The sequence below is a fragment of the Sphingobium sp. FW305-3-2-15-F-TSA7 genome, assembly GCF_058787155.1.
On record NZ_JBYSZM010000001.1, the window covers coordinates 1 to 14,246 of the forward strand.

The 14,246-nt window shown below is 65.1% G+C and carries 11 protein-coding genes; 9 read left to right on the plus strand and 2 right to left on the minus strand.

The window, feature by feature from the left end:
- Positions 1-150: 150 nt before the first annotated feature.
- From zapE to AC3WN8_RS00040, 8 genes are all read left to right on the plus strand, one after another.
- Complete coding sequence (gene zapE, locus AC3WN8_RS00005; protein WP_492667305.1) at positions 151-1,263, plus strand: cell division protein ZapE; 1,113 nt, start codon at positions 151-153, stop codon at positions 1,261-1,263.
- A 384-nt stretch (positions 1,264-1,647) separates the two neighbouring features.
- Complete coding sequence (gene mdh, locus AC3WN8_RS00010; protein WP_492667306.1) at positions 1,648-2,610, plus strand: malate dehydrogenase; 963 nt, start codon at positions 1,648-1,650, stop codon at positions 2,608-2,610.
- A 96-nt stretch (positions 2,611-2,706) separates the two neighbouring features.
- Positions 2,707-3,591 (plus strand): succinate--CoA ligase subunit alpha, encoded by an 885-nt coding sequence (gene sucD, locus AC3WN8_RS00015; RefSeq protein WP_492667307.1) that lies wholly within the window; start codon positions 2,707-2,709, stop codon positions 3,589-3,591.
- Between the two features lie 55 nt (positions 3,592-3,646).
- Positions 3,647-6,571, plus strand: a complete 2,925-nt coding sequence (locus AC3WN8_RS00020) for a 2-oxoglutarate dehydrogenase E1 component (protein WP_492667308.1) — start codon at positions 3,647-3,649, stop codon at positions 6,569-6,571.
- Between the two features lie 8 nt (positions 6,572-6,579).
- Positions 6,580-7,824, plus strand: coding sequence for a 2-oxoglutarate dehydrogenase complex dihydrolipoyllysine-residue succinyltransferase (odhB, locus tag AC3WN8_RS00025; RefSeq protein ID WP_492667309.1), 1,245 nt, complete (start codon positions 6,580-6,582; stop codon positions 7,822-7,824).
- A gap of 100 nt (positions 7,825-7,924) precedes the next feature.
- Entirely contained in the window at positions 7,925-9,319 is a 1,395-nt protein-coding gene (lpdA, locus tag AC3WN8_RS00030; protein WP_492667310.1) for a dihydrolipoyl dehydrogenase, read from the plus strand.
- Positions 9,320-9,389: 70 nt separating this feature from the next.
- Positions 9,390-10,031, plus strand: coding sequence for a hypothetical protein (locus tag AC3WN8_RS00035; protein WP_492667311.1), 642 nt, complete (start codon positions 9,390-9,392; stop codon positions 10,029-10,031).
- A gap of 528 nt (positions 10,032-10,559) precedes the next feature.
- The gene (locus AC3WN8_RS00040) at positions 10,560-11,180 is read left to right on the plus strand and encodes a trimeric intracellular cation channel family protein (RefSeq protein ID WP_492667555.1); all 621 of its coding nucleotides are present in this window, start codon (positions 10,560-10,562) and stop codon (positions 11,178-11,180) included.
- 5 nt (positions 11,181-11,185) lie between these two features.
- Here the strand turns inward: AC3WN8_RS00040 and AC3WN8_RS00045 are convergent, their stop codons facing one another.
- Both AC3WN8_RS00045 and sppA read right to left on the minus strand, forming a co-directional pair.
- On the minus strand, positions 11,186-11,749 hold the full coding sequence (locus AC3WN8_RS00045) for a GNAT family N-acetyltransferase (protein WP_492667312.1): 564 nt from the start codon (positions 11,747-11,749) through the stop codon (positions 11,186-11,188).
- Entirely contained in the window at positions 11,746-13,614 is a 1,869-nt protein-coding gene (gene sppA / locus AC3WN8_RS00050) for a signal peptide peptidase SppA (protein ID WP_492667313.1), read from the minus strand. The genes AC3WN8_RS00045 and sppA overlap by 4 nt, the downstream gene beginning before the upstream one ends.
- Positions 13,615-13,903: 289 nt before the next feature.
- Between sppA and groES the strand changes: the two genes are divergently transcribed.
- On the plus strand, positions 13,904-14,191 hold the full coding sequence (gene groES / locus AC3WN8_RS00055; RefSeq protein ID WP_492667314.1) for a co-chaperone GroES: 288 nt from the start codon (positions 13,904-13,906) through the stop codon (positions 14,189-14,191).
- Positions 14,192-14,246: the final 55 nt, after the last annotated feature.

Sequence of the window (14,246 nt, forward strand, 5' to 3'; positions counted from 1 at the left end):
CCGGGTGGGTGAGCCGATGGATGCGGTGGTCGAACTGCTGCGCGAAACCGGCCGGTTGCTTTTCCTGCGCGGGCTGATCGTCCAGGGCGATCACAAGGTGGCAAGCTTCTCCGGCACGATCCGCAAACCCACCCGTAAATCGGACGCATAGTGAGCAACGTTCTCGACCGTTACGAGGCGCTGGTCGCCGCTGGCGAACTTCGCCCCGACCGTGAGCAGCGCCGCGCCGCCGAGCGGCTGAACGCGTTGCAGCAGGCGCTGGAGGCAACGCCCAAGCGCGGCAGCGTGCTGTGGCGGCTGGCGGGCAAGGCGCCGGAGCCGCCGCGCGGCGTCTATCTGTGGGGCGGGGTCGGGCGCGGCAAGTCGATGCTGATGGACCTGTTCCACGATTGCCTGCGCATCCAGCGCAAGCGGCGCGTGCATTTCCACGAATTCATGCTCGAGGTCCATGCCCGGCTGCGCGTCGAGCGGCAGAAGGAAGCGGGCGATCCGATCATCCCCGTCGCCGAGGCGCTGGTCGGCGAAGCACGCCTGCTCGCCTTCGACGAACTGGTCGTGAACAACAGCGCCGATGCGATGATCATGTCGCGGCTGTTCACCGCGATGATGGCGCGCGGGCTGACCGTGGTCGCGACGTCGAACCGCGCGCCGAAGGATCTGTACAAGGACGGGCTCAATCGCGAGCATTTCCTGCCCTTCATCGCGCTGATCGAACGCGAGCTCGACGTTCTCCCGCTCAACGGCCCGGTCGATTACCGGCTGGAGCGGCTGACCGGCGTCGATACCTGGCATACGCCGCTCGGCCAGCCGGCGACCGACGCGTTGCGCGAGGCATTTTTCCGCCTGACCGACTATCCACCCGAGGACAGCGCGCATGTGCCGTCGGAGGAGCTGCCGATTCCGGGCGGCCGCAGCATGCACGTGCCCAAGAGCCTGAAGGGTGTTGCGGTCTTCTCGTTCAAGCGGCTCTGCGCCGAGGCGCGGGGCGCCGCAGACTATCTCGCGATCGCGCGCCGCTATCACACCGTCATCATCGTCGGCATTCCCAGGCTCGGGCCGGAGAACCGCAACGAGGCGGCCCGCTTCGTCACGCTGATCGACGCGCTCTACGAACATAAGGTGAAGCTGCTCGCCAGCGCCGCGGCCGAGCCGCAGCATCTCTACGAGCAGGGTGACGGCGCTTTCGAGTTCGAGCGTACGGTGAGCCGGCTGATGGAAATGCAGTCCGACGACTATCTTGCGCTGGGGCACGGCCAGGACTGATACCGGATCTCGATGAGTTCGGCTCATCGAGATCCGGTATCAGCCCGCGCGGCGCTTGAGCGAACCGATCGAGGATGCGCCAGCATCTTCGAGATCGCATATGATTCCACCTGCCTCGTGATTCTTTGGTCGCGCAGAGTTGGGCAAGGATCGATTTTTCGTCTTTGGCGTTCATGTCGATCAAGGCGGGTGCGTTGATCGTGTCGGTCGATCGCCGCTTCGGCATCCTTATTGCGACTAATAATTAGTTGCAAAGATTTCCGGAAGCCATGCGCTCTTCCTAGGTTGCCCTCCCGATCCAATGCGCCTAAGCGAGCGCCAATCTTGGATGGGCGGGGCCCGAGTCATGGCCTTTTTCCGCCCCGGCGAGGGAGAAAAGACTGCATGGCCCGTAAGAAAATCGCGCTGATTGGCGCTGGCAATATCGGGGGCTCGCTCGCGCACCTCGCGGCGATCAAGGAATTGGGCGACATCGTCCTGTTCGACGTGGTGGAGGGCGTGCCGCAGGGCAAGGCGCTCGACCTCAGCCAATGTGGCCCGGTCGAGGGCTTCGATGCGAAGATCATCGGCACCAACGATTATGCCGACATTGCGGGCGCGGACGTGATCATCGTCACCGCTGGCGTCGCCCGCAAGCCGGGGATGAGCCGCGACGACCTGCTCGGCATCAACCTGAAGGTGATGAAGGCGGTCGGCGAGGGCATCAAGAACAATGCGCCCGACGCGTTCGTCATCTGCATCACCAACCCGCTCGACGCGATGGTCTGGGCGCTGCGCGAATTCTCCGGCCTGCCGCATCACATGGTCGTCGGCATGGCGGGCGTGCTCGACAGCGCGCGTTTCAGCCACTTCCTGGCTGACGAATTCCAGGTCTCGGTGCGCGACGTGAACACATTCGTGCTCGGCGGCCACGGCGACACCATGGTGCCCGTCGTGCAGTATTCGACGGTTGCCGGCATCCCGGTTCCCGACCTGATCGAGCAGGGCCGCTCGACCAAGGAGCGCATCGACGCGATCGTGCAGCGCACGCGCAGCGGCGGTGGCGAGATCGTCGCGCTGCTCAAGACCGGTTCGGCCTATTATGCACCCGCGACCAGCGGCATCGCGATGGCCGAAGCCTATCTCAACGACCAGAAGCGCCTGCTGCCCTGCGCCGCCCATGTCGACGGCAAATATGGGCTCGACGGCCTGTATGTCGGCGTGCCGGTGATCATCGGTGCCGGCGGCGTCGAGCAGATCGTCGAGATCAAGCTGGACGACGAGGCCAAGAGCAATCTTCAGGTCTCGGTCGATGCGGTCAAGGAACTGCTCGATGCCTGCAAGGCGATCGACGAGAGCCTGAAATAATCGCGGTCGTCCCCGCTCCAGTGGGGATCCGGACGATCAATCACGAATAATCTGGATCCCTGCGGCCGCGGGGATGACACAAGGAAAGCAGACGCGATGTCCATCCTCGTCGACAAGAATACCAAGGTCATCACCCAGGGGATGACCGGTGCCACCGGCACTTTCCATACCGAGCAGGCGCTGGCCTATGGCACGCAGATGGTCGGCGGCGTCACGCCGGGCAAGGGCGGGACCACGCATATCGGCCTGCCCATGTTCGACACGGTGGCCGAGGCCGTCGAGAAGACCGGCGCGACCGCATCGTGCATCTATGTGCCGCCGCCATTCGCGGCCGACTCGATCCTGGAAGCGATCGACGCGGAGGTGCCGCTGATCGTCGCGATCACCGAGGGCATTCCGGTGCTCGACATGGTCAAGGTGAAGCGCGCTCTGTCGGGTTCCAAGTCGCGGCTGATCGGCCCCAACTGCCCCGGCGTGCTGACCCCCAACCAGTGCAAGATCGGCATCATGCCCGGCAGCATCTTCAAACAGGGTTCGGTGGGCGTTGTTTCGCGCTCGGGCACGCTTACCTATGAAGCTGTGTTCCAGACCAGCCAGCAGGGCCTCGGCCAGACCACCGCGGTCGGTATCGGCGGCGATCCCGTCAACGGCACGAACTTCATCGACGTGCTCGAGCTGTTCCTCGCCGACGACGCGACCGAGTCGATCATCATGATCGGTGAGATTGGCGGCGACGCCGAGGAGAAGGCGGCGCAGTTCATCAAGGATGAAGCGAAGCGCGGCCGCAAGAAGCCGATGGTCGGCTTCATCGCGGGCCGCACGGCGCCTCCGGGCCGCCGCATGGGCCATGCCGGCGCGATCGTGTCGGGCGGCCAGGGCGGCGCCGAGGACAAGATCGCGGCGATGGAGGAAGCGGGCATCCGCGTTTCTCCCAGCCCGTCGGAGCTCGGCGTCACGCTCGTCGAGCTGCTCAAGGCCTGAACGCGCATATCGATCGTCCGCCCCGGATGGGCGGCCGATCATCGAGGACGGTGACATGGGTTATGAAGGCCAGGATTTCGACGATATCGCGGGCGTGAGTCCGGGGTTCGTGGAAGGGCTGTACCGGGTTTATCAGGCGACGCCCGACAAGGTGGAGCCTGCCTGGCGCACCTGGTTCGAGGGTCTGGAGGCGACGACCTCCGGCCCAAGCTGGGCGCGCGCCAACTGGCCCCTGTCCGAAACCGACGCGCTGACCGCGGCGCTCGATCCCATGCAGATGGCGGTCGAGCCCAAGGCCGCCAAGCCGACGCCGGCCGCGGCGGCCGCCGCACCGATCTCGTCGGACGTCATCGCTGCTGCTGCGGGCGATGCGATCCGCGCGCAGATGCTGATCCGCACCTATCGGGTGCGCGGTCACCTTGCCGCCAATCTCGATCCGCTCGGGCTGACCCAGCGCGAGCTGCCGGCCGACCTGACGCCGGAATATCACGGCTTTTCCGGCGCCGATCTCGATCGGCCGGTCTATCTGGGCGGTACGCTGGGGCTGGAAAAGGCGACGATCCGCGAGGTCGTCGAGATATTGCGCGCCAATTATTGCGGCAATGTCGGCCTGGAATATATGCACATCTCGGATGTGGACGAGCGCCGCTTCCTCCAGGAACGGATGGAAGGCAAGGACAAGGTCATCCAGTTCACCCCCGAGGGCAAGAAGGCGATCCTCGCCAAGGTGATCCAGGGCGAGCAGTACGAGAAATTCCTGGGCCGCAAATATGTCGGCACCAAGCGTTTCGGCCTGGACGGCGGCGAATCGATGATCCCGGCGCTCGAGGCGGTGATCAAATATGGCGGCCAGTTCGGCGTGCGCGAGATCGTCTATGGCATGGCGCATCGCGGCCGGCTGAACGTGCTCGCCAATGTGATGGCCAAGCCGTTCCGCGTCATCTTCCACGAATTTTCGGGCGGTTCGGCCAATCCCGAGGATGTCGGCGGCTCGGGCGACGTCAAATATCACCTCGGCACCTCCACCGATCGCGAGTTCGACGGAATCAGCGTGCATATGTCGCTGGTGCCCAATCCCTCGCATCTCGAGACCGTCGATCCGATCGTGCTCGGCAAGGCGCGCGCGACGCTCGCCATCCGTGACGATCTGGAGGAAATGGACCAGGTCCTGCCCGTCCTCATCCATGGCGATGCCGCCTTTGCCGGCCAGGGCATCGTCTGGGAGACGCTCGGTTTCCAGGGCATTCGCGGCTACGCCAGCGGCGGCTGCATCCATTTCATCATCAACAACCAGATCGGCTTCACCACCAGCCCGCAATTCGCGCGCAACTCGCCCTATCCGAGCGATGTGGCGAAGGGTGTCCAGGCGCCGATCTTCCACGTCAATGGCGACGATCCCGAAGCGGTCACCTTCGCGTGCAAGATGGCGATCGAATATCGCCAGAAGTTCGATCGCGACGTCGTCATCGACATGTGGTGCTATCGCCGCTTCGGCCACAATGAAGGCGACGAGCCCAGCTTCACCCAGCCGCTGATGTACGCGAAGATCCGCCAGCATCCGGCGGTGAGCGCCATTTACGGCGAGCGGCTGGTCAGCGAGGGCGTGATCGACGGCGCCTGGGCCGAACAGTCCAGCCAGTCCTTCGTCGACTTGCTCGAGGAAGAGTTCGAGACGGCCAAGGGCTACAAGCCGAACAAGGCCGACTGGTTCGCCGGCCGCTGGTCGGGGCTCAACAAGCCCGCCGATTCCGAAACCGCGCGTCGCGCGGTGGAATCGGGCATCGAAAAGAAGCTGTTCGACAGTCTCGGCCGCACGCTGACCGACGTTCCCGACGATCTCGTCATCCACAAGACGCTGGGCCGCATCCTCGATGCCAAGCGCGAGATGTTCAAGACGGGCCAGGGCTTCGACTGGGCGACCGGCGAGGCGCTTGCCTATGGCTCGCTGGTTTCCGAAGGCTTCGGGGTGCGCCTGTCGGGTCAGGATTCGGGGCGCGGCACCTTCAGCCAGCGCCATGCCGTCTGGGTCGATCAGACCAACGAGCGCAAATATGTGCCGCTCGGCACCGTGCCGCATGGCCGCTTCGAAGTGCTCGACAGCCCATTGTCCGAATATGGCGTGCTCGGTTTCGAATATGGCTATGCCATGGCCGATCCGAAGACGCTGGTGCTGTGGGAAGCGCAGTTCGGCGATTTCGCCAATGGTGCGCAGATCGTGATCGATCAGTATATTGCGGCGGGCGAAGCCAAATGGCTGCGTGCCAACGGCCTCGTCATGCTGCTGCCGCACGGTTATGAAGGGCAGGGCCCTGAGCACAGCTCGGCGCGCCTGGAGCGCTATCTCCAGCTCTGCGCCCAGGACAATATCCAGGTCTGCAACATCACCACCCCGGCCAATTATTTCCACGTGCTGCGCCGGCAGATGCTGCGTCCGTTCCGCAAGCCGCTGATCATCATGACGCCCAAGTCGCTGCTTCGCCACAAGATGGCGGTGTCGACGGCGGACGAGTTCATGGGTGATTCGCATTTCATGCGGATCAAATCCGACCCCAGCCCGCCCAAGGACGCCGATGTGAAGCGCCTTGTGCTCTGTTCGGGCAAGGTCGCCTATGATCTGATCGAGGCGCGCGACGCAGCGGGCGACGAGAATACGGCGATCGTCCGGATCGAGCAGCTCTATCCCTTCCCGGGGGAGCCGCTGACCGCCCGGTTCAAGCGCATGACCAATCTCGACGAGGTGGTCTGGTGCCAGGAGGAGCCGAAGAACAACGGCGCCTGGTCGTTTGTCGAACCGTTGATCGAACAGTCGCTGGCCGATGCCGGCATCAAACCGAAACGGGCGCGCTATGCGGGGCGCTCGGCGTCCGCATCGCCCGCCACCGGCCTCGCCAAGCGGCATGTGGCTGAACAGGGCGCGCTGGTCGCCGATGCGCTCGGCCACAGCGTCCGCCAGGAAATCCGGCGCCAGAAAAAGGGTTGAACTGAATCATGGCCACCGAAGTCAAAGTCCCGACGCTGGGCGAATCGATCACCGAGGCGACGATCGGCGAATGGCTCAAGCAGCCCGGCGATCCCGTGAAGGCCGACGAGCCGATTGCGAGCCTCGAAACCGACAAGGTCGCGATCGAGGTGCCCGCTCCCGTTTCCGGCGTGATGGGCGCGCATCTCGCCAAGCCCGGTGACACCGTCAATGTCGGCGCGACGATCGCGATGATCGAAGCCGGCGGTGCCGCGGCGAGCGCGCCGGCGGCGAAGGCCGAGCCCGCAAAGGCCGAGGCGGCTGCCCCTGCGCCCGCGCAGCAGGCGCCGGCCGTGTCTGCCGGCGAGGAACCGGTGATGACGCTGTCGCCCGCCGTACGCCGGCTGGTGCTCGAACATGGCCTCGACCCGTCGTCGATCCGGGGCAGCGGCAAGGATGGCCGGCTGACCAAGGAAGACGTGCTTGCCGCCGCCAGCGCGGCCAAGGATGCGCCCGCAGCGGCCGCCGCCGCTCCGGCGCCGGCCCCGACCGCCGCGCTTCCCGAGATTGGCGGCCGCAAGGAAGAGCGGGTCCGCATGACGCGCCTGCGCCAGACGATCGCGCACCGGCTGAAGGAAGCGCAGAACACGGCGGCGATCCTCACCACCTTCAACGATGTCGACATGACCGCGGTCATGGAGGCGCGTGCGAAGTACAAGGATCTGTTCGAGAAGAAGCACGGCGTCCGCCTGGGTTTCATGGGCTTTTTCGTGAAGGCCGCGTGCCAGGCGCTCAAGGATGTGCCGGCGGTCAATGCCTCGGTCGAGGGCGACGAGATCGTCTATCGCGATTATGCCGATGTCTCGGTCGCGGTGTCCGCGCCCAACGGCCTTGTCGTTCCCGTCATCCGCGACGCGAACACGCTGAGCGTGGCGGAGATCGAGCGGACGATCGGCGATTTCGGCAAGCGTGCCAAGGACGGCACGCTGAAGCTCGAGGAAATGAAGGGCGGCACCTTCACCATTTCCAATGGCGGCGTGTTCGGATCGCTGATGTCGACGCCGATCATCAACCCGCCCCAGTCGGGCGTGCTCGGTCTGCACCGGATCGAGGATCGCCCCGTGGTGCGCGACGGCCAGATCGTCATCCGTCCGATGATGTATCTCGCGCTGAGCTATGACCACCGCATCGTCGACGGACGTGAAGCCGTCACTTTCCTCGTCGCGATCAAGAATGCGATCGAGGATCCGACCCGGTTGCTGATCGATCTCTAGAGCGGCCGATGAAATCGACCGCTCCAGGCTGTTGTTTGACCGCGATTGCCGAGTCGCCAGATGATTCATCTGGCTGGCAATCGCTCTGAGGAAAGCTGACATGGCTGATTATGACTATGACGTCCTGGTGATCGGCGCGGGACCGGGCGGTTATGTGGCCGCGATCCGCGCCGCGCAGCTCGGACTGCGCACTGCCTGTGCGGAAAGCCGCGAGACGCTGGGTGGCACCTGCCTCAACGTCGGCTGCATCCCGTCCAAGGCGCTGCTCCACGCGTCGCATCTTTATGAGGAAGCGCATTCGGGTGCGCTCGCCAAGTTCGGCGTGAAGGTCGAAGGCACCAGCCTCGATCTCGACGCGATGCACGGTTCGCGCACCGATGCGGTGAAGGGGCTGACCGGCGGGATCGAATTCCTGTTCAAGAAGAACAAGGTAGACTGGCTGAAGGGGCTTGCCACTTTCACCGGCAAGGACAGCCTGGAGGTCGGCGGCAAGAGCTATCGCGCCAAGAACATCGTCATCGCCACCGGCTCCAGCGTCACGCCGCTTCCCGGCGTCGAGATCGATCACAAGACGATCGTCGATTCGACCAGCGCGCTCGAACTGTCGAAAGTGCCCGACCATCTCGTCGTGATCGGCGGCGGCGTGATCGGGCTCGAGCTCGGCTCGGTCTGGCGCCGCCTCGGCGCGCAGGTGACCGTGGTCGAATTCCTCGATCAGATCCTGCCCGGCATGGACGGTGAAGTCCGCAAGGAAGCCGCGCGGATCTTCAAGAAGCAGGGCTTCGAGATCCGCACCGGCACCAAGGTCACCAAGGCCGCGAAGAAGGGCAAGGGCGTCGTCCTGACCGTCGAGCCCGCCGCGGGCGGCGAGGCACAGACGATCGAGGCCGATACCGTGCTCGTCGCGATCGGCCGCCGCCCCAATACCGACGGGCTTGGCCTCGACAAGGCTGGGCTGTCGGTCAACGGTCGCGGCCAGATCGAGACCGATCATCGTTTCCAGACCGCGGTCCCCGGCATCTGGGCGATCGGCGATGTCGTTCCCGGCCCGATGCTCGCGCATAAGGCCGAGGATGAGGGCATTGCCGTTGCCGAGAATATCGGCGGCCTCACCGGCATCGTGAACCATGATGTGATCCCGAGCGTGGTCTACACCATGCCCGAGATCGCGGGCGTCGGCCTGACCGAGGAAGCCGCGCGCGAAAAGGGCGCGGTGAAGGTCGGCAAATTCCCGATGGCGGGCAATAGCCGCGCCAAGACCATCCACGATACCGCGGGCTTCGTGAAAGTGATCGCCGATGCCGAGACCGATCGTGTCCTGGGTGTCTGGATCGTCACTTCGGTTGCCGGCACGATGATCGCTCAGGCGGCGCAGGCGATGGAGTTCGGCGCCACCAGCGAGGACATCGCCTATACCTGCCACGCCCATCCGACGCATTCGGAAGCGATCAAGGAAGCGGCGATGGCGGTGCTGGGCAAGCCGATCCACATCTAGGCTGGGACGAGCCGAGGAACCAAAGCGGGCCGCCAAGCACTGACTCCTGTAGTCGATACGGGAGTGAAACATGAACAAGGCCCTGCTTCTCGTCCTGCCCGGTCTGGTCGCGACAATCGGCGCGTGCGGACCCAAGCAGGTCGCGCTTTCAGCCGATCCGGTCGAACGCGCCGCAACGTGCGGCGTCGTCGCGGCGGCGCATGCCCGCGACAAGGGTACGGATTTCAAAGGGCCGCTTAGCGTCGAGGCCAAGGGCGAGACGCTGCGCTATGCGCTGCTGACCGGCGCGCAGCAGGAGAGCTTTTCGACGGAGCAGGCGGGCGCGGTGGTCAAGCGTATGCCCGAGATCGCCGACACGGTGATCGACGGCAAATGGAAGAAACTGGTCGAGCCGTGCGCGCAGGCTTATCCCGTCGCCGCGACCGTGAAGCCCGAATTGCCGAAGGATCCGCTGGTTGCCGGCCTCGGCTGCGACATGCTGCGCCAGTTCGTCGGTCGCGCATTGGCGAGCGACGGCCGCTATGAGGAGACGCTGACGCAATATAGCGCGCTCGAGCGCAAGCTCGACGGCAAGCTGGCGCCGCTGATGGCGCGGCAGGGTATCGACAATGGCGCCGAGGGGGCCGAGCAGAAGCGCAAGGCGATGAGCACCGTCGCCAAACTCGGCAATCCCACGGCGGTGATGGATGCCTGCGTACAGCGCTATATCTGAGAACCCGCGATAAGATTCCCTGCGTTGTCATTCCCGCGAAACGCATTGCTGTCGGGGATTGTGCGGGCGGAAGACGGCGTGAGCCAGATAATCCGGGAGGATCGGCCTGCAATTCCGCTGTCGAGACAGGATTTGAGCTTAACGCCGCATCTCCGCGTCTCCGCGGCTCCGCGTGAACCATTCCAGTTCGGCAGACGGGTTGAGCCAACAGGTTCACGCGGAGCCGCGGAGACGCGGAGGGTCGCTGACCTTCAGGCAATCAGCCGCTTCAGCACTGTTTCCTTCGCGTCTTCGCGCTTTCGCGTGAAACCACTAAGCCCGGCGTGGCCGCCAGGACCGCAAACGCTCACGCGAAAGCGCGAAGTGCGTCGATGACTCGGCTTGCGCCTTTCCCCGCGAAAATCTCGGACAACAGTGTGCGAAAGCGGGAATCCAGCTTTTCCGTGAAGCATCAGAAAGAAGAGAAGCGGGATTCCCGCTTTCGCGGGAATGACAGTTAAGGGATAAGGGCGCCGAGGGGAGGGACCAATCATCGACAAGCTTCCGATCGCGCTTTGGTTCGCGACGCTCGATCTCGTCGGGATCGCGGTCTTCTCCGCGTCGGGTGCGCTTGCCGCGGCGCAGAAGCGCCAGACGCTCGTCACTTTCACTTTCTTTGCGGTCGTTACCGGCGTCGGCGGCGGCACGGTGCGCGATCTGCTGATCGGCGCGCCGGTCTTCTGGGTCCAGGATCAGCGCGTGCCCTTTGTCTGCCTGGCGACCGCGCTGATCGTCTGGTTCACGCCCCGGCGGATCTGGCGGGAAAAGGCGCTCGACTGGTTCGACGCGATCGGGCTGGCCGCCTATGCGGTGTTCGGCGCGGCGAAGTCGCTCGCCTTCGGAGTCCAGCCACTGCCCGCGGTGATGATGGGCGTGATCACCGCATGCGTCGGCGGCATCATCCGCGACGTGCTGGCGGGTGAGCCGTCGATCCTGCTTCGGCCGGAAATCTACGTGACGGCGGCGGCGCTCGCCTCGGCATCGTTCGTGATCCTGACCGTGCTCGGCGTGCCATCGCTCGCCGCCGCGGCTGTCGCGGCGTTCGCGGGATTTGCGCTCAGGGGCTGGGCGATCTGGCGGGGCGTTGGACTGCCCGGATATCAGCGCTGATCCCTCTATTTCGGCCCGACCGCGCCGATCTCCGCAAAGGATTTGGGATCGCGCGGCGGTTCGGTGGGGTCGGACAGTTCGCGCTGCCACATGCCGATATCGTGCCACTGGCCGCTTTTATAGCCGATCTCGCGAACGATGCCGGCGCGGCGGAAACCCGTCGATTCGTGGAGCGCGATGCTATGTTCGTTGGGCAGTGAGATCACCGCGACCGCCTGGGTGAAATCCTGCGCGATCAGCGTCTCGATCAGCGCGGAATAGAGCAGGCGCCCGACGCCCTGGCCGGCAACGCCGCCACCCAGATAGATCGAGGTCTCGACGGTATAGCGATAGGCGGGGCGGTCGCGGAACAGCGTGGCATAGGCATAGCCGAGCACGGCGTCGTCATCCTCGGTGGTGGCGACCAGCCAGGGATAGAGTCCGCCGGATGCGCGCATGCGCGACAGGATTTCGGCCGAGTTGGGCGCTTTGGTCTCGAACGAGATCGCGCTGCCCGTCACATAGGGCATGTAGATGGCGGAAATCTGGTCCGCGTCGCTGTCACGTGCGGCGCGTATCTTGATCGTCATTTAAGCCACTCCAGAATTCGCGCGACGATCGAGCCGCGCAGTGGCGCGATGCGCGCCGGTTCGATGGGACATTCGAGGCACTGGACCCGCATTGCCGGTCCGTTCGCCAGCGCTTCCGCGTCCTTCACGGCGCCGAACAGCGCGGCGACGCGCTGACGCGAGAGCCGGGTCAGGAGGTCGGCGTTGCGGCTATCCTCCGGATCGCTCTCCGCCCAGCCCTGGAACAGCGTCTCGAAGAAACCCGGCTGCTTCTCCAGATAGATGGGCACGGCCTTGGCGGGATCGAGCTTGGCGCGCCTGGCGGCGTCTGCGATCGCGTCTTCGAGCGACCCGAACTGATCGACCAGCCCGATCTGGCGCGCGGTGCCGCCGTCCCAGACGCGGCCCTGTGCGATCTGATCGACGCGCGCGAGGGGCAGGCGGCGAGACTGGCTGACCAGTCCGATGAAGCGGCCATAGACATTCTCGATGCTCGCCTGGATCACCGCGTCGAATGTCGGGTTGGTGCCGCCAAAGACGTCGGGCTGGCCCGACAGCGGCGTCGTCGCGATGCCATCGGTGGTCACGCCGATCTTGGCGAGCGCATTCTCGAAGGTCGGGATGATGCCGAACACGCCGATCGATCCGGTGACGGTCGAGGGTTCGGCGAAGATGCGGTCACCCGGCGTCGCGACCCAATAGCCGCCCGACGCCGCGACCGATCCCATCGAGACCGTCACCGGCAATCCCTTGGCCTTGGCCTGGAGGATCGCCTGGCGGATCTTCTCCGAGGCCAGCACCGAACCGCCCGGCGAATCGACACGCACGACCAGCGCCTTCAGATTCTTTTCCGCCAGGCCGTCGAGGATCAGCTTCGAGATGGTGTCGCCGCCCGCCGTGCCCGGCAGCGCATTGCCGTCGACAATGTCGCCGGCGACGGTGATCACGCCGATCTGTCCGCCGGTTGGCGCCGGATTGGCAGCGATCCAGTTGGCGAGCCGGGTGTGGCGGAACGATCCCGGCTGCTTGTCGTCGCCTTCGCCCGCAATTTCCGCGACGCGCTTGCCGAAGGCGATCCGGTCGCCGAGCTTGTCGACCAGCCCGGCTTGCAACGCCGCCTTGCCCAGATCGCCGCCGGCGGCACGGATCTGCGCATCAGGGCTGGCGATGAAGCTGGCGAGTTGCGCCTTGGGACGTGCCTTGGCGACTGCGTCCTGCCAATTCTGCCACAGCGCGCCGGCCAGCGCCTGATCGGCCTGCTTCGCCTCCGGCGACTGGTCGGCGCGGGTATAGGGTTCGACGAAGCTCTTATAGGTGCCGACGCGATAGACATGGGTGGTCACGCCCAGCCGGTCGATCAGGCCCTTATAATAGAGCCGCGAGCCGCCCGGGCCGGTGAACAGCGTCAGTCCGAAGGGATCGAGCCAGACCTCCGATGCATGCGCTGCCAGCGCATAGCTGTCGTCGGTATAGCCGGTCGCAAAGGCGAGCACGGGCTTCTTGGCGGCGCGGATCGTGTCGACCGCCGCCGCGGCGCGCTGGATCGTCGTCTGGCCGCCACCGATAAAGGTATCGAGATCGAGCACGACCACCTTGATCCGATCGTCCTTCGCCGCGGTTTCGAGCGCGCGGACGACGTCGCGCAGACGATGCTGCCGCGAGATCGATGCGCCGCCGCTCAGCACGGTGAAGGGATCGCTCTCTTCGGGCTGCTCGACCAGGCTGCCGCCCAGATCGACGAGCAGCGCGCCCGTCGTGACCGTGGCCGGATTGGGCGTGGCCGAAAGCACGGCCCAGAGCAGGCCGAAGAAGAGCAGCAGCAGGAAGAGGACGAGCGCGTCCTTCACCCCGACAAGGATTTTCCACGCACCCCGAACGAACGCCAAGGTCAGACTCCCGCATGAGCGTTTCGCCCGGGGCTATAGGAGCTTGATCGCCCTGTCCATGGCTGGAAAGGCGGAGAGCGACCGCGGTTTCGCCCCGACTCGAGTCGGTCCGCCCGATCGGTGGGGCGGTGTATCGCAGCCATGTTCGGTTCGGACAAAATTTGCGGCAGGCGCTTGACCTCCTCTGGGCTGACCCACATATGCGCGGTGCTGGCACTCGTCCGGCATGAGTGCTAATAGGTTCGCAATCGCGGGGGCAGACCCCGCACAACTAAGGAAAGGGTGACGCATGAAGTTTCGTCCGTTGCACGACCGCGTTCTCGTCCGCCGCGTCGAGGCCGAGGAGAAGACCGCGGGTGGGATCATCATCCCCGATACCGCCAAGGAAAAGCCGCAAGAAGGCGAAGTCGTCGCCGCCGGTTCGGGCGCGAAAGCCGAAGACGGCACGGTGACCCCGCTCGACGTCAAGGCGGGCGACAAGATCCTGTTCGGCAAATGGTCCGGCACCGAAGTCAAGATCGACGGTGAAGACCTGCTGATCATGAAGGAAAGCGACATCCTCGGGATCGTCGGCTGACCTGACCATTTGTTTCACGTCATGCCGGCACGCGCCGGCCTCTCCGCTGATGCGC